The 20,979-nt window shown below is 51.4% G+C and carries 12 protein-coding genes and 1 pseudogene; 10 read left to right on the forward strand and 3 right to left on the reverse strand.

The window, feature by feature from the left end; all coding sequences use genetic code 11:
- Positions 1-3,657, reverse strand: coding sequence for a sensor histidine kinase (locus tag D3H65_RS08770; RefSeq protein ID WP_119049954.1), 3,657 nt, complete (start codon positions 3,655-3,657; stop codon positions 1-3).
- A 258-nt stretch (positions 3,658-3,915) separates the two neighbouring features.
- Between D3H65_RS08770 and D3H65_RS08775 the strand changes: the two genes are divergently transcribed.
- The 5 genes from D3H65_RS08775 to D3H65_RS32865 all read left to right on the forward strand — a co-directional run bounded on the left by D3H65_RS08775 (position 3,916) and on the right by D3H65_RS32865 (position 6,622).
- Entirely contained in the window at positions 3,916-4,227 is a 312-nt protein-coding gene (locus D3H65_RS08775) for a DUF4242 domain-containing protein (RefSeq protein WP_119049955.1), read from the forward strand.
- Positions 4,228-4,265: 38 nt separating this feature from the next.
- Positions 4,266-4,817, forward strand: coding sequence for a hypothetical protein (locus D3H65_RS08780; protein WP_162915498.1), 552 nt, complete (start codon positions 4,266-4,268; stop codon positions 4,815-4,817).
- A gap of 24 nt (positions 4,818-4,841) precedes the next feature.
- On the forward strand, positions 4,842-5,447 hold the full coding sequence (locus tag D3H65_RS33160) for a DUF4242 domain-containing protein (RefSeq protein WP_211345651.1): 606 nt from the start codon (positions 4,842-4,844) through the stop codon (positions 5,445-5,447).
- Positions 5,448-5,640: 193 nt separating this feature from the next.
- Entirely contained in the window at positions 5,641-6,333 is a 693-nt protein-coding gene (locus D3H65_RS08790; protein ID WP_119049957.1) for a YceI family protein, read from the forward strand.
- Positions 6,334-6,433: 100 nt separating this feature from the next.
- Complete coding sequence (locus tag D3H65_RS32865) at positions 6,434-6,622, forward strand: hypothetical protein (protein WP_162915499.1); 189 nt, start codon at positions 6,434-6,436, stop codon at positions 6,620-6,622.
- A 122-nt stretch (positions 6,623-6,744) separates the two neighbouring features.
- Here the strand turns inward: D3H65_RS32865 and D3H65_RS08795 are convergent, their stop codons facing one another.
- Both D3H65_RS08795 and D3H65_RS08800 read right to left on the reverse strand, forming a co-directional pair.
- A complete protein-coding gene (locus tag D3H65_RS08795; protein WP_119049958.1) occupies positions 6,745-8,685 on the reverse strand; it encodes a sigma 54-interacting response regulator in 1,941 nt (646 codons plus the stop codon).
- Positions 8,686-8,699: 14 nt separating this feature from the next.
- A complete protein-coding gene (locus D3H65_RS08800; RefSeq protein ID WP_119049959.1) occupies positions 8,700-10,925 on the reverse strand; it encodes a tetratricopeptide repeat-containing sensor histidine kinase in 2,226 nt (741 codons plus the stop codon).
- 178 nt (positions 10,926-11,103) lie between these two features.
- Here D3H65_RS08800 and D3H65_RS08805 point away from each other — a divergent pair, with 178 nt between their 5' ends.
- From D3H65_RS08805 to D3H65_RS08825, 5 genes and pseudogenes are all read left to right on the forward strand, one after another.
- On the forward strand, positions 11,104-11,889 hold the full coding sequence (locus tag D3H65_RS08805; protein WP_119049960.1) for an alpha/beta hydrolase: 786 nt from the start codon (positions 11,104-11,106) through the stop codon (positions 11,887-11,889).
- A 210-nt stretch (positions 11,890-12,099) separates the two neighbouring features.
- Positions 12,100-13,074 carry an alpha/beta fold hydrolase gene (locus D3H65_RS08810; RefSeq protein WP_119054439.1) on the forward strand — a complete coding sequence of 325 codons (975 nt, stop codon included), beginning with the start codon at positions 12,100-12,102 and terminating at the stop codon, positions 13,072-13,074.
- Between the two features lie 250 nt (positions 13,075-13,324).
- Positions 13,325-14,461: pseudogene (locus D3H65_RS08815) on the forward strand (alginate export family protein); the annotation flags it as partial.
- A gap of 29 nt (positions 14,462-14,490) precedes the next feature.
- A complete protein-coding gene (locus tag D3H65_RS08820; RefSeq protein ID WP_119049961.1) occupies positions 14,491-15,258 on the forward strand; it encodes an alpha/beta hydrolase in 768 nt (255 codons plus the stop codon).
- A gap of 199 nt (positions 15,259-15,457) precedes the next feature.
- Positions 15,458-20,941, forward strand: a complete 5,484-nt coding sequence (locus tag D3H65_RS08825; RefSeq protein ID WP_162915500.1) for a M43 family zinc metalloprotease — start codon at positions 15,458-15,460, stop codon at positions 20,939-20,941.
- The last annotated feature ends 38 nt before the right edge of the window (positions 20,942-20,979 follow it).

Consider the following 20,979-nt stretch of genomic DNA (forward strand, 5'->3'; position numbering starts at 1 on the left):
TTAAGCCGTTATGATATTCAATTCCAGGACGGCCCTGGTACCAGTCTGTGGTCCGCCCGCTTCACGCAGGTCTGTGATCGACAAGGTACAGGCCGTATGGTATTTTTCATTGAGGATATGGATCCTTTTGCGTAGGTTTTCCAGGCCAACCGACCGGTGTACAGCCCGGCTCTCCCGGCGCATTTGTTCCGCCTGGCGGATGCCGATGCCATTGTCCTGGATAATGCACCGCAGCCGTTGATCCGATACCTGGAAACATACGAGTATCCTTTTTTCCCCCTCCGCAGGCAGTAGGCCATGCCAGATAGCGTTTTCCACCAACGGCTGTATCATCATAGAAGGGAACAATAGATCCGCCGCATCGACAGACTCCTTCACATCAATGCCATAACTGAAGGTATGGTCAAAGCGAAGCCGCTCCATGTCCAGATAGGCTTTGAGGTATTGGATATTATCGTGCAGCGTAACGAAGGTTTCTTTGGAATGTTCCAACGTCATGCGGATCATCAGCGCAAACTTGCTGAGGTATCGTGAAGCGGTATCATTGTCGGCATCAAGGATCATCCGCTTGATGCTGTTCAGCGCATTGAACACAAAATGCGGGTTCATCTGCGCCTGCAGGGCAGACAGGCGGGCTTCTGCAAGTTGTTCATTAATACCCGCCAGCTCCTGTTGCTTGGCCTGCAGGGATCGGTCAGCTTCCAGCTGTTTAAGGGTGTTGCCCAACAGGGTGGCAATCGTTGTCATCATTTTCACATGCCGGTCATTGAAATAGTGGGCCTCACTATGCTCACTATCGATCACACCCAGCAGTTCGCCGTTGTGGATGATGGGAACCGTTAGTTCGCTCAACCGGAAACAATCATCCACCCGGTAGCGCGCGTCTTTCCGGGTGTCATGCACAACAAGGGGCTTGCCGGTAGTGACCACATGGCCCACAATGCCCTGGCCCGGGCTCACAGTAAAGCCGGTAGTCTTCACCACCCCATTCACACTTTTTGGTCCATACGCTGCGCGCTGTACCAGCCTGGTCTTATCCCGGTTCCACAAATAGATGATGCAATCCTCATAATGCAGGCCACCGATCAGTCTTTCCGCCACATCCGACAATATTTCGTCTTCCGTTCTTTTGCCGGCCAGGGAGGTGGAAAAATAATGGGTGATCTGTTCCAGTTCAAACTGCGCCTTGTAATCCTCTGCCCGCAGTTTCTCCATCTGCGTGTTGACCATTTCCTTTTTACGCGCCACCGAGGTACGCCAGAGTACCAGCGCATAGATGAGCCACCCCAGCACCAGCCCACTGACGATCATAAACCAGGTGCTGAGCCAGAACGGTCCTGCCACGTTGATGTCGAGCGTGGCCACCTGGGCCGGCCAGCGATGGCTGTCCGGGCTTACGCGCACCTCCAGCCGGTGCCGCCCCGGCGACAGACCCGATATCGTAAAGGAAGAGGTTGTGCCAAGGTCTATCCAGGCGCCCTCTTCCCCATCAGCCAGCCGGTAAGCATACCGCTGCGTGGCCCCATCAAAAAAATTGATGGTGCCGATAGCAATGTTCAGCTGCCGCCTGTTCCAGGAAGTGAAGACGGCATTACCGGGCAGATAGGTGGAAGGACCGCCACCGGTCATTACCTGTTCAATAAAGATCCTGGGCGCCACGGCAGTCCCCGCAATCACCGAAGGATCGAAGCGCGCAATCACATCGGCAAATCCGATGTAGAGCAGGTGATCCACGCTGTCATAATAAAACCGCGAACCTATGTTGACCGGAGCCGCCGGAAATCCATCCTCCGGTCCGTAATTACGTATCTCGTAGTTGTTGATATCTATGGAAGAGATACCCGAATATCCGGCCATCCACAGTTTGCCATTCAGGTAATACAATGCAGAGAGCTGATCATGGGGAAGACCATTCCTTTTGGTAAAATGCCGGAAGGCACCTGTTTGCGGCGAGTAGGCAACGAGGCCGTTGTTCTGCACACTGATCCAAATAGTATGATGACTGTCGATCGTGAAAGCAGCTACCTGTTTGTCTGGTATCTTGATAAAGGGGAAGCTATCGATGTAGCGGTCATATTGCTGCAGGCGCCTGTTGTACCGCGCCAGGCCATGACGGGCCATCCAGATATTTCCCTCCCCATCTTCTTCAATGGCCACCGGTGCATCCAGCAGCCTGGGCAGGCCCGGCAGGCTATCAAAGGAACGGGTGGACCTCCGGTACCGGTAAATACGGTGTGCGCTGATCCACACATCATCCTGCTTGCCCCCGTTAATATTTTGTACCCAATACTGCGGTGTCCAGTCCGGTGGCATAAGGGCGGAATAGCCACCCGTTTGCGGATAGAAGAGGAACGGTATGGTAGCCGTTCCGACCACCATCGTTTTATCCTGGAGCGGTAATAAGGCGGTAATATTGTCAAGCCCCGGACTATTGGCCGTCGCAAAATGAAGGAGCTTTTCAAACTGCAGGCTGGTTTTATTGTACACGGCGAGGCCCGATCCCCGGGTGGCTGCATATACTTTATCGCCCAGCGTAACCACATCATCAAAAGCGGCTTCCGCCAATTGATTGTATCCGGGCATCCTGCCCGTTTGCACCGTGGAGGCAGACAGCCGCTGACGCAGCAATCCTTTGTTGGTGGCAACCAGCAGGCGCCGCTCATGGTCCAGCAACAGATCGTTGCATACATAGGCGGTAAGTGCAGGCACCGGTGATATAACCAGCGGGTCAATATGGTTCCTGTCAAAACGGATCTGTGCCAGCCCGGCCTGTTGCAGCGTCACCAGGAACGTATGATCATCCTGCGCGATCAGCCGGGACCGCCAACCGGCATCATCCAGCCCTTTGGGCCAGGGCGCGCTTACCAGGGCATTATTGTTACGGCACATATCCAGGTAGTGCAGCAGCCGGTTCACGGGGTCGTACACAAATAGTTGGCCCGGTGCTATTGGTATAAAACCGAAGGGTATGCGCGGGTAAGCAAGAAAACGCGCCAGCGCAGGGATCTCTTTGTCACGCAGCTTATGAAGATCTTTGATGGATTTATCATACAGGTAAAGCCCGTCAATACTGGTGATCAACAGCCGGTGATCGTCCAGTTCCAGCATCTTCCCGCCGAATACAAGGTGATTGACCGCTACAAGCGAATCAGGATAATAATCGAACCGGTATACGAGGCTGTCCTGTGCAAATTGGTAAAACCCCGACCTGGATAATACGAAAACGTTGCCTGCTGCATCACCGATCGCCTGCAAGGTCATATTGAATTTGAACGACAACCCGCGATCCTTATAGGGAATAAAGAGGTTCCGGCGCTGGCCTGTTTTCGTATTGACGATGTGTACGCCCGATCCTACCACGGCAAGCTGGTGATCGTCGAGTCTGCATACCCCCATCAGTTCTTCCGATGGCAGCGAGCTGGCATCGTCCGTGCTATGGTATTGTAAAAAACGGTGGCCATTAAAACGATTCAATCCCGACCGCGTAGCGATCCATAAAAAACCCGTGGAGTCCTCTGCTATCCCCATCACCCCATTGTGCGACAATCCCTGCTCCGTAGTATACTGGGCAAAATCACTGCTCTGCAATGATTGCGACAGGCCGGTACCGGCCCGCAACAATAAGATGGCTGATAAGAGTAATAATACTTTATTCATGGACACCTGGGGTGACCACTAAGTTACTAATTACCGCGCAGCAGATCGTCTTACCACCCGCCATCCCCAACCAGGCCCGTCACCAGGAGCACCAGGCCCGCCGTTCATGATCCGGGGCCTGCCGTTGGTTGTTTCCCACCACCCAAATATTCATGGCGGCCCTACTCCTTTCGGAAGAAATATGCCGCCGCTGGGAAAAGCGGCCCCCTTAACGCCTGCAAACCATAGTAGGTTTGCGATACGAAAAACGAACAACACATGCCGAAATATATTATCGAAAGAGTGGTGCCGGGTTCAGGAGCGCTTACTACCCGGTCCCTGCAAAAGATAGCCCGCTCCTCCTTTGAGGTCATTACGCAAATGAGTCATCGTATCCAATGGGTAGAGTCCTGGGTGACTGCCGATAAGTGGTTTTGCCTGTACATCGCGGCCGACGAGCAGGCCATCCGCGAACATGCTACGCTGGTAGGAATACCGGCCGACGCCATCTATGAAGTGATGGCGCGGGCAGACCCCGTCACTGCGGAAGGCCATATACCCTGGCCTTCCTTCGGCCTCGATGATTGCTGACAATAGTCCATTCATTTTTTAAACCATAAAGTATAACCATGAAAGTTTCATCAAACAGGATGAAGAAGCTATTGATTGCCTCATCCGTCGCCAGCCTGCTGCTCATGATGACAGCCTGCAAAAAAGATCATACCGGTAATCCCACCTCCGGCGATGATGTTATTGAAAAGTATGTACCCAACCTGCCGGCTACGGCCGTACAGCAACTGAAGGAAGCCAGAGACGCCACCATGCGTTACCGCTCCCTCAAGGCTGCCATTGCCGATGGGTATGCAGACATCAACGTGGTGACCCAAAACATGGGCTTCCATTACATGAAAGCCGCGCTGGCCGATACCGTGTTCGATCCTAAAAAACCGGAGATACTGGTGTACAACAAACAGCACAACGGCGACACAGCCCTGGTGGCCATCGAGTATGCCGTGCCCATTCCACTGATGCCCAACAAGGCGCCGGAAGGCTTCGACGGTGGCGCCGACACCTGGACCTACAGCACCACCTTCAACCTATGGCTGCTGCACGCCTGGGTATTTGAGTACAACCCGCTGGGCGTTTTTACCCCCACCAACCCCAATGTGCACCTCCATTAATGTTTAACTTTTAAAATCACCAACATGAAACAATTGATTATTGCAGCTTTATTAGCTGGTAGCTGTTCACAGCATATACAGGCGCAGTCCAACACAGCAGCCAGCGATCTTTACCTCGACATTCACCGTCTCCCCGCCGGCCAGGTAAAAGCCGCTGATGTGGCCGCCGCCCATCAGAAAGACCTGGCGGTGCAGAACAAGTACCAGGTACGCTTTATCAAATACTGGGTAGATGAAAAACAAGGCCTCGTATATTGTTTATCCAGCGCACCCGACACGGCAGCTATCCGGCAAACGCACCAGGAAGCTCATGGCTTGCTGCCTGCAGAGATCATGCCCGTGAAAGACGGTAAAGCCGGAAAGGAAAAAGCAGGTAAGACTTACTTCCTCGATATTCATGAACTGGGGGCTGGTAATGTGAAAGCGTCCGATGTGGCCGCCGCCCATGAAAAAGATTTGCAGGTACAGCAGCAGTTTGGCGTCAACTTCATCAATTATTGGGTAGACGAGCAACGCGGTATGGTGCTATGTCTTTCACAGGCTACCGAAGCCGGCGATGTGGTAAAGACACACAAAAAAGCACATGGATTGATACCCGTGTCCGTTACTCCGGTAAAACAGGGACAATAGACCGGGCAGCCTACCCTTACTTTCCTGTCCCGGGCACTTTCAAACGCTGTAGTCACTGATTACAGCGTTTTTTACATTCGTTTACAAAGTTTTTACCACCCTTTTACCACTCCTGCGCACGGGCTTCATAGGTTTGCATCCACAACCCCGGGCTTCTTTGTTTCTCTATCATCATCAAATAAATCAACCTCTTATGCGGTCAATTGTATTTTTCGCCTGCGTCCTCTTGTGCCTCACCGGCGCCATCGCCTGGCGCGATCGTTCGGTAGCGGCCATTGCTGCACCTGCCCCAACACTGGCTGTTACAGCGCTGGCGCCTGCTCCCCCCGCAGGAACTGTGATGACCTATTCCCTGGTTATACCACAAAGCTTTGTCAATTGGAAAGGCATGCATGTCGTGGGCGGAAACGGACACCAGGGTTACATCAAGCCCCTGTCGGGCACCCTGGGTTTCGATGCCAACGGCACTATTACAGGAGGCTATTTTGAACTGGATATGAATACGATTACCCTTACCGACAAGAACGACACAAGCAGCGATAACGGAGTGGTATCACACCTGAAAGACCCCGACTTCTTTGATGTGAAGAAATATCCCAGGGGTACGTTTAAATTAACCAAAGCAATTAGAGCCCCCGGCGATTCTACTTCTTTTTATATTACCGGGCTACTGACCTTGCGGGCCATTACCCAGGAGATCCAATTTCCGGCTACCCTTGTCAGGCAGGGGGAGGATATTGTTGCCACAGCCTCCCTCACAATAGACCGTACAAAATGGGGGATCACATACCAGTCAGGCAGTGTAATTGGACTGGTGAAAAACGAGTTGCTGGAAGACAGGGTGCCGGTATCACTGGCTTTAAAGTTTCATCAACAACAGCAGTAGGAAACGATGTTGCCAACGTTAACAAAACATTTATATGAAATATTCAGCTGTATTGAGCTTTCTTATGCTGTTAGCCTGCGGATGCAATCGCAATGGAGCAATGACAAACCTCTTGAACGAACGAAAATTGTTATTGGATAGTGCTAATCATTTGCACGATAGCATCGGCAGTTACCTGCAAAAAAGCGAATACGACAGTGCAGCGGCTACAAAGAAGCAACTCGGAGCCGTTCATGCCCGGCTAACAGCTATTCAATCTTCAATGGATAGTCTGGAGAAAGCGCACTAACCGCAGCTTCCTCCGAAGCCACGCCCGCACGGGTTCATCAAACCATTTCAGGCTCACATAAGCCAATAGGATGGACCCCGCCAGGGTAACCAATGCATATCTTTTATTGGGTTAGCACGGTGCTATTTAATGTACTCTTTCTTGATCCCCAGTTTCTTCATTTTCGACTTCAGCGTGGAAGGATTAATATTCAGTATCTCGGCAGCAGCGCCTGGCCCCCATATCCTGCCATGACATTTGCGCAATACAGAAAGGATATAGTCCCTTTCGTTTTCTACGATCGTTTTCAACGCAGCTTCTTCAACAATAGCCCTGCCCTCCTTTTTTTCAACGGCCGGCAATAGTATCTCTTCAATGGTCCCCCCTTTGGTCAGCAGCACACTGCGCTCGATCAAATGTTCCAGTTCACGAATATTGCCCGGCCAGTGGTAAGCCATCATCTTCAACAACACCTGCTCCGATATGCCACTGATCTTTTTACCGGCCTTTTGACTATACTGCTTCATAAAATGATAGGCCAGCGCAGGAATATCTTCCTGGCGCTCACGCAAGGCAGGCAAGGTGATCGGGAAAACATTCAACCGGTAGTACAGGTCCAATCTGAAACGCCCCTCTGCCACTTCTTTCTCCAGGTTCTTGTTCGTAGCAGCCAGGAAGCGCACATCCACGTTGATCGTATCCCTTCCCCCAACCCTTTCTATTTCCCGCTCCTGCAATACCCTTAGCAATTTCACCTGCAATTCCATCGGCATCTCTCCGATCTCATCCAGAAAGATCGTTCCCTTATCAGCCCTTTCAAACTTCCCGATCCTTCTTTCATGCGCCCCCGTAAAAGCCCCTTTCTCATGGCCAAACAATTCAGATTCGATCAGCGTGGCAGGCAGGGCCGCACAGTTCAGCTTAACAAACGGTTTGCCTTTACGCGCCGACAGGTTATGAATACAGTTGGCGATCATTTCTTTGCCCGTGCCGCTTTCTCCCAGGATAAGCACCGAAGTATCGGAAGGAGCCGCCTGTTTGATATGGTCAAATACATGCAACAGGAGATGGCTTTTACCCACGATGCCTTCAAATCCCGCTTCAGTATGCGTGTTCTCAATGGTTGCAGCCCCGGCCGGCTGAGTGGAAGCCTGCTCTGTAATCTCCCCCTCCAGCAATTGCTCGATCGTTTGGATCAGCGAGAACTGGATCCTTTCAAACAACTCCAACTGCTCCACCGTATAGGCATCCGGCCTGCGACTGTACAAACAAAAACTGAATGATTTCCGGTCCAGGATGCGCATCGGCATTTCCAGGTTCGACCGCAACTGGAAAGTATCAGCAAACAATTGCCGCAGCGAAGGCTGCCGGCAAATATGTTGAAAAGCCGCATCGTCAAAATAGACCGCCTCTTGCACCGACGAACTGCCTCCCTGCAACGCCACCAGTTCCGCTATCGACTTACCCGTGATCGTACACAACTCCTGCGCACCGATCACCTGGTATTCATCAAACCCGATCCGTAAAAAACACAACCCCTTAAAATGCGGTTGTTGAAGGTTATCAAAACCGGCCACCAGGAAATCAAAAGGAATATATGATTGCAACGCCGAGGTAACCGCCAACAGCTTCTGCGCCCAGGTGCCGCTGCCGCCGATGATCGCCTTCAATAGTTTGCGCAACTCCGTCTCCTTATAATATTTTGCTTCCACGCTGTGCGCACGGCGGTACCGCGCTATTTCCAGCGTCACCAGCAGGTCCTTTTCCCGGTAAGGTTTTACAATAAAACCATAGGGATGCGTTTGCTTGGCAGCATTCAGCACCTCTTCATTTGAATTGGCCGACAGGTATACAAAGGGGATGTTGTCAATAGCCAGCAATTGGGCGAGATCGATCCCCGTTTGTTTTCCCTTTAGAAAAATATCCAGCAATACAAAGTCTGGCCTTTTGTTCCGGATCATCTCCTGCGCCTGCAGCACAGAACGTGCAATGCCCGTCACACCATATCCCGCCTGCTCCAGCAACAGCCGCAGGTCTTCCGCTTCCACAAACTGGTCCTCTACAATAAGAATCTGTTCTTTCATGTTCAGTTGGTTTATCACGCTTCACTAACAAAGTCAAGCCGTATTTCAGTACCGTTGTTATTGTTTACCTGCAACCTGCCATCAAGATCGCCACTCAGCCCCCGCATCATTTTCATGCCCATAGAACTCTGGTTGGCACTGTCAAATGATGCCGGCAGGCCTACCCCGTTATCTTTAATGATAAGCGTAAAATGATCCTGGGCGCCTCTTTTCAGGGATACATCAATGGTCCCTTCCTGCTTATCCGGAAAAGCATACTTAATAGCATTCGTGATCGCTTCATTCAAAATAAGTCCCAGCGGAATGCAATGCGCAATATCCAGTTTTACCGCGTCGATCTGCAGGTTAAATTGTATGCTATTGCCCGTACTAAAACTATCCTTCAGGCAATCGATCAGTTCATGGATATAGTCTGCCATATGTATGGCAGATAAGTTATCCGATTGATATAGTTTCTGGTGCACCAGCGACATTGCCTGGATGCGCTGCCGGCTTTCTGCTACCGCCTGTATCGCTTCCTCTCCCTGCAGGTAAGCCGATTGCGTACGCAGCAGGGCCATCACGATCTGGAAATTATTCTTTACCCGGTGGTGGATCTCCCGCACCAGCCATTCTTTTTCTTCTACCAGGTGCTCCAGCGTATCATTCTTCTTTTCAATCTGTAGCTGCTGCACCTGCAGTTTGCTATTGGTCCGCTGCTTCAACCGGGCATAATTCACCAACAGCGCTACAATGATGATCAGCAGCAGCGCCACCCCCAGTATCCAGCGCCGGGTGCTTTTCTCTTTGGCCAACTCCGTATGTTGAAGCCGGGTTTCTTTTTCCAGCAACCGGATGTTTTGTTCCTTTTTGTCTGTTTCGTATTGGATCGTCAGCTCTTCGATCTGCCTGCTTTTTCTTTCATTGTAGATCGAATCGTTGAGCAGCTGGTATTGTTGCAGGTCTTTGATGGCAGCGGTATAATTGCCGAGCGCCGAGTCGGCAGCAAACAGCATATGATGCAATTCCCTTTGGTCTACCAAACGTGCCCCTCCATAGGCCAAAGCTGAATCCAGGTACGTATGTGCTTTGGCAAACTGCCCACGTTGCAAATAGAACCTGCCAATATCCAGGTTGCCCACAAAAACCACTTCAGCATTGAGGGGAGCTTTCCGATAGTAGGTCGCCATGGAATTGTAATATTGCTCTGCCTGCGGGTAAAGTTTTAATCCCTCATAACAATTAGCATAGTTTTGCATCACAAGGGCCTTTTCAAACAGGGCTTTCGGTGGATTCATCGCCACCATGCTATCGGTCAAAGCCAGGGCCTCCCTGCCTTTATTTAATTTTACCAATTGCCTGATCAGTAAACCTGCTGTTTTATATAAATTGTACCGGTCGAAATTTCGTGCTATCCTTATGGTGAGTGCTTTTCGGTACCATTGACTGCTTTCTTCACAACGGTTAAGTTCATCCAGCACCAGCGCCAACTCACCATAATACGCATCAACAATTGCGGTATCATGGTATCGAACGGCATTGTCAACAGATTTCCTTGCGTATAATAGTGATTTTTCGTAGGCCCCGCGGTACCTGTTGATCTGGGAAAGTGATAGATATATGAGAGAAACTTTGGTACTACCTGTTTGATGATGCAGGTCAATAGCCTGCAGCAATTCCTTTTCTGCCTCATTAAATTTGTTTGCACTAAAAAGATAATCTGCCATGGAGACCCTGGCGGCGGCTTCGCCTTTACTATAGCGCACCTGTTGGAATAATTGAATGGCCTTATCATAATATACCTGGATGGTAACGAAGTATGGCTGCTCCCAGCTCATCTGCTGTGCAAGCCGCAGCCAGGCTTGTCCCTCTCTTAACGTATCGCCTTCTGCGTGGTAAATAGCAGCTATTTCAGAAAAAATGCTGATCCCCGCCGCTGTTTCCATTTTAGCAAGGTGAGCGTCGCCTTCCAATAACCTGCACTCTTTCCAAAATCGCTTCAATTGAAGGGAATCACTTAGCCGGCTACCCTGTTTAAAAATATCGATGGCCGTATCTATCATCGATGACCTTACATCATTGTATTCCTCCTGGAGGTAAGTACTGCCCAGCCTTTGCAGCAGTAAGATCCGGTTGCTATCGGGTTTACTTTTCTGTAACCGGTGGCGCAATTCATTCTGCGACAAACCAGCTGGCAACTGAGCCTTAGTTGGCGCAGCCATTACGATCATCCATAAAACACCTAGAAACGTTTTTAACATCCGGAACCCCTCTTGACTTAAAATTATACATAATACACCGTGAAATGTCACGGCCCTTTTTCATCAAACCGGGAAATGTCACGGTCCGCACCAAACAGGTATTTCAACAAATTATTGAATTGCACTCACTTACAAAATAGGTAGGGTAATTGGTATAGGTTCATCCTACTCAACGCTTATGGAAAAAACACCTTCACCAACAGTCGTCTTTATTACCGGCGCTTTTGTGCACCACAGTTGCTGGGATGATTGGAAGACCTATTTTGAAAGCAAAGGTTACCCAACCATCGCACCACCCTGGCCACATAAAGCCGCTTCAGCAGAAACCCTGCGGATGAGTCACCCCAACAAAGATATAGCAGCCAACCGGCTTCCGGCAATAACCGATCACTATGATTCAATCGTACGCCAACTCCCCGGTAAGCCCATCCTCATCGGTCATTCTATTGGCGGGTTGATCGTGCAGCTATTATTGCAAAGAGGATTGGGCAGCGCAGGCGTTGCGATCCATTCCGCACCGCCGCAGGGAATATTCACGTTCCGGTTCTCCTTTCTGAAAGCCGGCTGGGGTCCCCTGGGATTCTTTACTTCCACCCGGCAATCCTTCCTCATGTCTTTCACCCAATGGAAATATGCTTTCACCAACCGCATGGATTGTGAGGCACAGAAAGAAGCCTATTACCGCTTTGCCATTCCCGAATCCAAGCTCATCGTAAGAGACACCATCACAAAAGCAGCCAGGGTCCACTTCGAAAATCCCCATGCCCCCTTGTTACTCATATCCGGCAGTGACGACCATACCATACCCGCCTCACTCAATTACGCCAATTACCGGAAATACAAGAAGAGCAATTCCATCACCGATTATGCCACCTTCCCGGGCAGGAACCACTTTGTATTAGGCCAGCCCACCTGGAAGGAAGATGCCGGTTATATCCTGGACTGGCTCAACAAACTACCCTGATGTCAGCTGAGCTTGTCTCAGGGTGGGTCGCCCTTAAGGGTGGGTCGCTCTTAAGGGTGGGTCGCCTTCAAGGGTGGGTCGCCCTTCAAGGGCGGCTCACCCTGCCCGCCGCATAGCTGGGCGGCTCACCCTGATCTAAAGAAGCTTCTCCAATCCAATTCAACACCCTTAACAACAAACCTTCACATATCATCTAAAACAATGCAGATCATGAAACAACTAATCTCAGTATTTATTATCGCAAGCCTCCTGGCTGCCTGCAACAGTACACCCAAAGAGACAACAGCACCGGCTGTTATAACTGCCGACACCAACAGCAATGTTTCCACTATGCAGCCAGCCGCGCCCCCTGCCAACTTCAAACATGCGGTGGCAAAAGTAAACGGCCTCGACATTCACTATGTGATCGGCGGCACCGGCGAACCACTCGTGTTATTACATGGCTTCGGACAGAACTGGTTTATGTGGAACCGCCTGCTGCCCGGGTTCTCCAAACACTTTACCGTCATAGCACCCGACCTGCCGGGCCTGGGTGAATCCGGCAAGCCCGATAGCGGTTACGATAAGAAAACCATGGCTGCTGCTATTCACGGACTGGTAAAACAATTGGGATATGAACACATCAACCTGGCCGGCCACGACATTGGACTCATGGTAGCCTACGCCTATGCAGCTCAATTCTCCGGTGAGGTAAGCAAACTGGCCCTGATGGATGCCTTGCTGCCTGGTGTAGAACCCGTTTGGAGCCAGGTGAAAGCCGGCGCCTGGTGGTTTGGCTTCTTTGGCTTCCCCGCTTCCGGCGAACTCGTGGCCGGGCAAGAACGCCTCTTCCTCACAAATTTCTGGCCCGTGGTAGGTCACGTAAAAGATGCATTCACACCCCAGGAGGTCAATGAGTTTGTACGGGCTTATGCCGTTAAAGGCGGTACAACCGGCGCCTTCCACTGGTTTGGCGCATTTGACCAGGATGCCCTGGACAATAAAGTGTTCATGAAAACCAAACTCAAAATGCCCTTGCTCGCCATGGGTGGCGAATACTTTGGCGCCGCCTTCCTGGTCGATCACTGCAAACTGGTGGCAGAAAATGTAAAAGGCTCCAATATCAAAGGGGCCGGGCATTGGATCGTACAGGAGAATACCGCCCAGGTGCAAAAAGATCTGTTGGATTTCTTCCTGGCTAAATAATACCCCGGTGATAAAACAAATAAACGCCCTGCTACTATGCCTATTAGGGCTCTTTAGCAGCAACGCCCAAAACATACCTGCTTTTAAACAACTGAGGTACGAGGAGGATTATACCCTCCTGCCCCAAGACAGCAGCAGGAACTGGTATACCACCACCAAGTTCAGGGCCCTGTCAAAGGACCGCGGCATCTACCTCAGTATGGGAGGCGATATCAGGTACCAATACCAGCGGTTCACCAATGAGAACTGGGGCGAATCCCCCAAAGACAATGATGGATTCATCCTTACCCGCTACCTGGCCCATGCCGACTTTCATGCCGGTAAACACTTCCGGACCTTTGTTCAATTGCAAAGCAGTTTTGCCAACGGAAAACTAACGCCGCCCTCCCCCGTCGATGAAAACCAACTGGACCTGCACCAGGCTTTCGCAGATATAGCTTTCACCGGGCGCCAGGCACAGGCATTGACCATCAGGATCGGTCGCCAGGAATTACTGTACGGATCACAACGATTGGTGGCCGTTCGCGATGGGCCCAATAACAGGCAGGCCTTCGATGCCGCCCGGTTGATCTATGCCCGCCCTAACTGGAATGCCCAGCTGTTCTATTCCCGTTTTGTCCAGTCAAAGCAGCAGATCTTTGATGATGGCTTTGCCAACCATACCCGGTTCTGGGGTGCATACCTCGTCAAAAACAAGGTGCCACTGCTCCGCAATGCCGATCTCTATTACTTCGGCTTGTGGAAAAAGAATGCAAAATTCGATGATGGCATGGGAAAGGAATTAAGGCATTCCATTGGCGGCAGGTTCTGGGATACCCAACGGTTCTGGAAATACGATATCGAAGGTCTGTATCAATGGGGCGACTTCGCGGGCAAACAGATCACTGCCTGGACCTTTTCAGTCAACACCAGTTATAAGTTTGCCAATACACCACTTAAGCCCGAGCCAGGTATAAAAACAGAGCTGATCAGCGGAGATGCACAATACGGCGACAACAAATTGCAAACCTTCAATCCCTTGTTTCCCCGGGGAGGTTACTTTGGCCTGGTGTCCATCATAGGTCCTGCCAATTTAGTCGACCTGCATCCTTCCCTTACCCTCGATCTGTCCCGTGGGTTATATTTCAACATGGACTATGACATCTTTTGGCGCTACAGCCGCAACGATGGCATCTATGGACCCAATGTGGCCCTGATCTATTCAGGCAAAAAAAGCAGCCAGCGATCCATCGGGCGCCAGTATTCAACACACCTCGAATACATACCCAACAGGTTCCTGTATTTCCGTTGCGAATTTACCTGGTTCAAAGCCAGTGATTTTTTACACGACACGGGCATCGGCAAAAACATACTGTTTGCAGCCGGCACCGCCCAGCTTAAGTTTTAAACCTTATTTCACTATTTAATAATAACAACATGAAAAAGATCTTCAATGCAGGTTTATTATTCTTTTCACTTTTAACCAGTACAGTTATGTCAAACGCACAAACACCAACAGCCATTAAAAATATTGTGATCGTTCATGGCGCTTTTGCCGATGGTTCCGGATGGCAGGCCGTATATGAAGCCCTTACAAAGCATGGGTACAACGTGACCATTGTTCAAAATCCATTAAGCTCCCTGGCCGATGATGTGGCCGCTACCAACCGTATATTGGACAAGCAGGATGGCCCTGTAGTATTGGTAGGTCACTCCTGGGGTGGCTCCGTGATCACCCAGGCCGGTGTTCATCCCAAAGTGGCAGCCCTGGTATATGTAGCCGCCTTTGTACCCGATGTAAAGGAGACCACCCTCGACCTCATCAAAACCGCTCCCCCTGCACCCGAGAACGGCATCCTTCCTCCCGATGAAAAAGGATATGTGTATTATGACAAACAGAAATTCCAGGCAGGTTTTGCAGCTGATCTGCCCAAAGCAACCACCGATTTCATGTATGCTTCCCAGGGACCCATCGCCGCCCAGTCCTTTGTCACCCCCTTGACCGAGGCCGCCTGGAAAACGAAACCCTCCTTCGCCATCCTGGCCACCGAAGACAAAAGCATCAACCCCGATATTCAACGCACCATGTACAAAAGAGCAGGGGCAAAAGTGACCGCATTAGCCGGCAGCCATGTTATTTTTATGTCAAAAGCCAAAGAGACAGCCGATGTCATTGAATTGGCAGCCAGGAGCAAAACACCATAAGCTGGCCGCCCCATCTGGCACATACTCCTTACAGTACTGAACAAAACGACCCGGTCTCACCGGGTTGTTTTGTTTCACCTGTTTAACTGTAGGCATTACAATAAAAATAATGCGTATCAGGAAGGCCCGGCCCTTTTTTTATCTGCGGCGGCTTTGTATTTTACAGCGCCGAACGACAACGGTACCCGAACCACCACCTATGTATCGCTATGTGCTGCCCATTTTATTGCTTTTTGCAATACCCGTCCTGTCCTATGCCCAAAAGGAGCCCGCTATCCTGTGCGGCCAAAAGCCCGTTACGGAAAAGCTGCTCCGCGATAATCCCCTGCTGAAACAATACCAGCAACGCACCGAGCAACAATTGCAGGATTACAACAACGCCCTCCGCAGCGGCAAAGCAAAGCTCCAACGCACAACTGCCATCGTAACCCTGCCCATAGTAGTGCACATCATTCACAACAATGGTATCGAAAATATCAGCGATGCACAGGTGCTCACCGGCATACAACACCTCAACGAAGCATTCGCCAACACCGGCTACTATGATCCCGCCGATGGCGTCAACACACAGATACAGTTTTGCCTCGCCCAGCGCGATCCCAATGGCAATGCTACCAATGGCATTACCCGCAATGTATCCGCTTATACCGTGATGGGCGGCGCAGATCCTTATTTCGACGACCTCAACGTGAAAAACCTCAACCGCTGGAATCCTGGTTGCTATATCAATATCTGGATAGTACGATCCATACCCGGCTCCGTGGCCGGCTATGCCTACCTTCCTTCCGTACACGGCCTGAATGTCGATGGCATCGTGATGGAATCCGTTTATTTCGGCAGCTCACCCGCCAATAGTACCGTCACCATCCACGAAATGGGACACTACCTCGGCCTCTACCATACTTTTGAAGGTTCCTGCAAGAACGATGATTGCACGGTAGACGGCGACAAAGTGTGTGATACCCCGCCCGATCAGTCTACTGCCTTTGCCAATTGCGCCACCGGCATGAACAGCTGCTCCACCGATAACCTGTCTGGTTTTGCTACCGATGTGAATGACCTGGTCGAAGACTATATGGATTACGGCAACCTCAACTGTATGAAAGTATTCACACAGGGACAGGCCGACCGGATGAACTGGCATATACAGCAGGTACGCAGCAGCCTGCTCAACTGCAAGTCCTGCCTCAGCCCCTGCCCAGCCCCCATTACAGCTGGGTTTACCCCTTCTGCCACCAATGTCACAGCAGGCACCCTCATAAACTTCGTCAACAGCTCTGTCAATGCGGCCGGCTTTGAGTGGTCTGTCAACAACGTGCTGCAGGCTACTACCACCTCTTTCTCGTATACCTTCAATGCAGCCGGTACCTATACCGTGAAATTGCGGGCCCTGTCCGGCAATCCTTTGTGCAATAGCGAAGAAAAAACAGTTACCATCACCGTCAGTTGTCCCGTCACCGCCGCTTTCACCCCTTCTGCCATTACTGCGCCGCCCAATACCAATATCAGTTTCACCAATGGCAGCAGCGGCGCCACCAGCTATACCTGGTACATCAATGATGTGCAGCAGGCTACCACCACCCACCTGAGCCATACCTTTGTCAGCGGCGGTTTTTACAAGATCAAATTAATAGCCGCTTCCGGCGCCTGCCGCGATTCTATTACCCAGCTTATCCGCATTAAGGATCCCTGCAACGAATATACTTTCCGAAAGTCTTATGGCGGCGCCGGTATCGATGTGGCGCACGATGTGCGGCCAACCGCCGATGGTGGTTATATCATCGCCGGCAGCACCAGCGCCAGCGGTTCCGAAGCCTTCCTGCTCAAACTCGACAACCAGGGCAATGTAACCTGGATCAATACCTATGGAGGTCCCGGGGCCGACCTGTTCAAAAAGGTGATCGTCACCAGCGACGGCGGTTACCTGGCCGTAGGCCAAACCAGGTCCTATGGGTATACAACAGGGGCCGTGATGGTGGTGAAGACCGATGCCGCTGGCATGGAGGAATGGCACCAGTATTACGGAGAAAAATCGGTCAACGGCGAGATCGGCAATGGTGTCACCGCTACCGCCGATGGAGGCTATGCCATTGCAGGATCTCAGAATGCAGGCATCGGCACTACTGCCAATATGCTGGTGTTTAAGATCGATGCCACCGGCAGCCTGCAATGGTCCAGGGTCTATGGCACCGCCAATACAGACCATGCTACCGACATCATCGAAGACAATGGAGACCTGATCGTGGCCGGCTATTCTGCCAGCGGAACAGCTTACCAGGATGGTGTGCTCATGAAACTGAATGCTGCCGGCACCCTTCAATGGACAAAGATGTACGATATCGGCTTCCAGAACAGCTATATGAGCACCCAGATCTACCGGCAGGGCAATCAGTACCTGGTCACCATGCCTACCTATAACGACCTCACGTTGACCAACGGACGCCGGCTATACGCCTGTAAGATCGACCTGCAGGGCAACCTGCAAAGCGTCGTTGTCGCCGGTTCCGGTAATACCCCTAATGCCAGCAATGAACAGGCCATTCCTTTGCCCGATGGAGGTTTAATGACCATCCAGGTTAGTCCGGGCGCCGTCAATAGTGGACTGCAGTTCATGAAGACCGATGCCGCCGGCAATCTCGAGTGGGGTAAAAGACATGTAGACCCCGCCTTGCAGGAAACCAGGGCCCTGCGCCAAACGGCCGATGGTGGCTTCATTAGCGTCGGCTCTATCAATACCGGGGGCAATACAGATATCTATGTGGTAAAGACCGATGCCATCGCCAATATACCCAGCTGCCTCGTGGTGCCGGGAGCAAGCGGCAACCCACTGAATTATTTTTCTACCACTACCCTCAACTGGACAACCAACCGTAATGCCAGTTTTCCCCTCACGCCAGCTTCCCTGGTGATGGGACAGCTCACCATAGCGGCCAATACCATCTGCGCCTACAGCACCCCTTGTTCCGTACCGGATTCCTGCACTCAGCACAGCAGCTTCCGGAAAACCTATGCCACGCCCGGCACAGAAGTGACCAAAGACATCGCAGGCTTACTGGATGGTCATTACATCATCGCCGGCGAAATGACCGCACCCGGCAGAACCGATGTGGATGCGGTACTCATAAAGATCAATATATACGGCGATACCCTCTGGACAAAACGATTCGGCGGACAAGGCAATGACGGCTTCCTGCGTGTGAAGCAATCCAGCGACGGAAGCATCTATGCCGTGGGCTATACCAGGTCCTTTGGCACACCACAAAGTGCTGCATATGTGGTCAAGACTGACAACAATGGCAACCTGATCTTCTACAACACCATTGGCGGTAATTCCCCCAACGGCGATATCGCCAACGATATGGCCGAAAACAGGGGCGGCACCCTGATCATTACCGGCGTCCACAATACAGGTCCCGCTTCCGATATGTTTGTGGCCGACCTCAATACCAGTGGATGGGGAACTTACATGTATGTATTCGACAATGGCGGCGAAGAAGCCGGCACCGGCATCACCGCCGTTAACGACTCCGTGATGATCACCGGGTATATGAGTTCCCAGTATTACCATGATGCCTTCGTCGTTAAATGGAATACCAGTTTCCGGTCCCATATATGGTCTAGGAAATTCGACCGCCTGCAGGGCAATGATGCATTCGACCGCATTTATAAAACCGGTACCGGTTTCCTCGTCAATAATTCTTACAGTACAGATTTTAGCAATAATGGTTTTAAGCATGGCATTGTCCAGTTGGACCTCAATGGCAATATCACCAATGCCTGGACCAATACAACAGCCACCGTGCACAACGGACCACATTCCCTGGCGCCCACCATCGACGGCGGTTTTGCCGTTGTGGAATCAGAAGACAATGTTAATAGCGATGTATACCTGTATAAGTTCGATGCAAACGGCAACCGGCAAATGGGCCGGCAATTCTCCCAGCCCAACAGGGAAAACATGCACCACCTGGTGCAGCATGATGATGGCAGTTACCTGCTGGCAGGTGTTGCTGCCACTCCTTCCGATATATTTGTCATCAAAACAGATATAGCCGGTAATACCGCAGGCTGCACCACCGACAGCAGTGCTGCCCTGCTGTCTTCCTCACCCATGACCGTTCAGTCCTTTACCTGGGGCAGTATTACCAATATCAGCAATTTCCCCAATGCAGAGACAAGGGCCAACCTGTGGACAGCCCCCGTAGTCACCTCCGCCCTTTGTAAATATGCCCCCTGTGAGGTACCCGACACCTGCGATACCTATCCTTGTGATACCGTCTTTGTTACCGGCACAGATACCACTTGCGTACTTTCCGGCAATGCACAGGTGTACACAGCCCACCGCAATGCCAACTGCACCGCACCCATTACCTGGACGGTTGACCCGGCTTATGCAGACATTATAGCCACTACCGATGCCACCATCGAATTGCGCTTTAAAAAAGCGGGCAGTGTAATGTTGTATGCCGAAATACCAAATGATTGCAGGATAATTAAAGACAGCCTGAAGATCTACCTGTTTGCATCACCCACCGCTGTCGACCTGGGTCCCGACAGACAGTTGTGCCAGGTAAGCACCTCCGTGCTGCGGGCAGGCGCAGGTTTCCAATACTACCGCTGGCAGGATGGCTCTACTGACTCAACATTTACCGCCTATAATACCGGCACTTATCATGTAGCAGCCTACGATTATTGTGGTAATGTATACAAGGATACCATCGTCATCAGTCAGGCGCCGGCCGTGCCCTTCGATCTGGGTCCCGATCTGCTCCTCTGCGAAAAGGATACTGTTGCTATCACTGCCCCCGCCGGCTTTACCAACTACCGCTGGAGCGCCAATTACAAAGTGAACAGCATCTATGGTCAAACCATAAAGATCTATACAGACATTGATACCCTGTACAGTGTTACCGCAGAGAGATCACCCGGTTGTATTGTCACCGATACCATCCGCATAGCATTGAAGAAGGCGCCACCTGTTGATCTCGGCATCGATACCAGCTTTTGCCGGGGAGCTACATTAACACTGGATGCAGGCCCGGGCTTCGATAGCTATCGCTGGAATACACTGGCCACTACCCAACAGATCACCGTGCAGGCCCCGGGCAGCTACCGGGTAGCCGCCCTCTATGCCAATGGATGTTATGCACGCGATACCGTGGAGGTGAGCAGGTATGATATGCCATCCACCATCCTCACCGATACCGCCACTTTCTGTGATTTTTCAAATGCTACCCTCACACCCCTTATGCTGAATGATTTCATTGCCTACCAGTGGAGCACCGGCGCTACTACTCCCGTGGTGCGCATCGATCGTCCCGGATTGTATTGGGTGCAGGTAACCCACCGCAATGGCTGTATCGGCACAGATACCATCCTGGTCACTAAACGGTCATGCGGCAACAAACTCTACATCCCCAATGCCTTTACCCCCAACAACGATCACCACAATGATGTATTCAAACCAGCCGTAGATGGCCAGTTGGTCAGCTTTAGGCTTGCAGTGTTCAGTCGCTGGGGAGAAAAAATATTCGAGACCACCAACGCCACCCTGGGCTGGCGGGGCGATTGGAAGAACAAGCCCATGGACACCGGCAGTTATGTGTGGATATGCACCTACCAGTTTGCCGGCGCCGGCCAGCCAGTTCAAACTTCAAGGGGTATTGTGACCCTGTTGCGCTAACACAGACTTTGACGGCAATCTGTCACAAACGGCCCACT

Origin of the sequence: Paraflavitalea soli (assembly GCF_003555545.1) — a bacterium.
GTDB lineage: Bacteria > Bacteroidota > Bacteroidia > Chitinophagales > Chitinophagaceae > Paraflavitalea > Paraflavitalea soli.

What these genes read in the sequence shown, in the direction of transcription:
- D3H65_RS08770 (WP_119049954.1), bottom strand. Translation starts at nt 3,657, where the DNA reads ATGAATAAAGTATTATTACTCTTATCAGCCATCTTATTGTTGCGGGCC.
- D3H65_RS08775 (WP_119049955.1), top strand. Translation starts at nt 3,916, where the DNA reads ATGCCGAAATATATTATCGAAAGAGTGGTGCCGGGTTCAGGAGCGCTT.
- D3H65_RS08780 (WP_162915498.1), top strand. Translation starts at nt 4,266, where the DNA reads ATGAAAGTTTCATCAAACAGGATGAAGAAGCTATTGATTGCCTCATCC.
- D3H65_RS33160 (WP_211345651.1), top strand. Translation starts at nt 4,842, where the DNA reads ATGAAACAATTGATTATTGCAGCTTTATTAGCTGGTAGCTGTTCACAG.
- D3H65_RS08790 (WP_119049957.1), top strand. Translation starts at nt 5,641, where the DNA reads ATGCGGTCAATTGTATTTTTCGCCTGCGTCCTCTTGTGCCTCACCGGC.
- D3H65_RS32865 (WP_162915499.1), top strand. Translation starts at nt 6,434, where the DNA reads ATGACAAACCTCTTGAACGAACGAAAATTGTTATTGGATAGTGCTAAT.
- D3H65_RS08795 (WP_119049958.1), bottom strand. Translation starts at nt 8,685, where the DNA reads ATGAAAGAACAGATTCTTATTGTAGAGGACCAGTTTGTGGAAGCGGAA.
- D3H65_RS08800 (WP_119049959.1), bottom strand. Translation starts at nt 10,925, where the DNA reads ATGTTAAAAACGTTTCTAGGTGTTTTATGGATGATCGTAATGGCTGCG.
- D3H65_RS08805 (WP_119049960.1), top strand. Translation starts at nt 11,104, where the DNA reads ATGGAAAAAACACCTTCACCAACAGTCGTCTTTATTACCGGCGCTTTT.
- D3H65_RS08810 (WP_119054439.1), top strand. Translation starts at nt 12,100, where the DNA reads ATGAAACAACTAATCTCAGTATTTATTATCGCAAGCCTCCTGGCTGCC.
- D3H65_RS08820 (WP_119049961.1), top strand. Translation starts at nt 14,491, where the DNA reads ATGAAAAAGATCTTCAATGCAGGTTTATTATTCTTTTCACTTTTAACC.
- D3H65_RS08825 (WP_162915500.1), top strand. Translation starts at nt 15,458, where the DNA reads ATGTATCGCTATGTGCTGCCCATTTTATTGCTTTTTGCAATACCCGTC.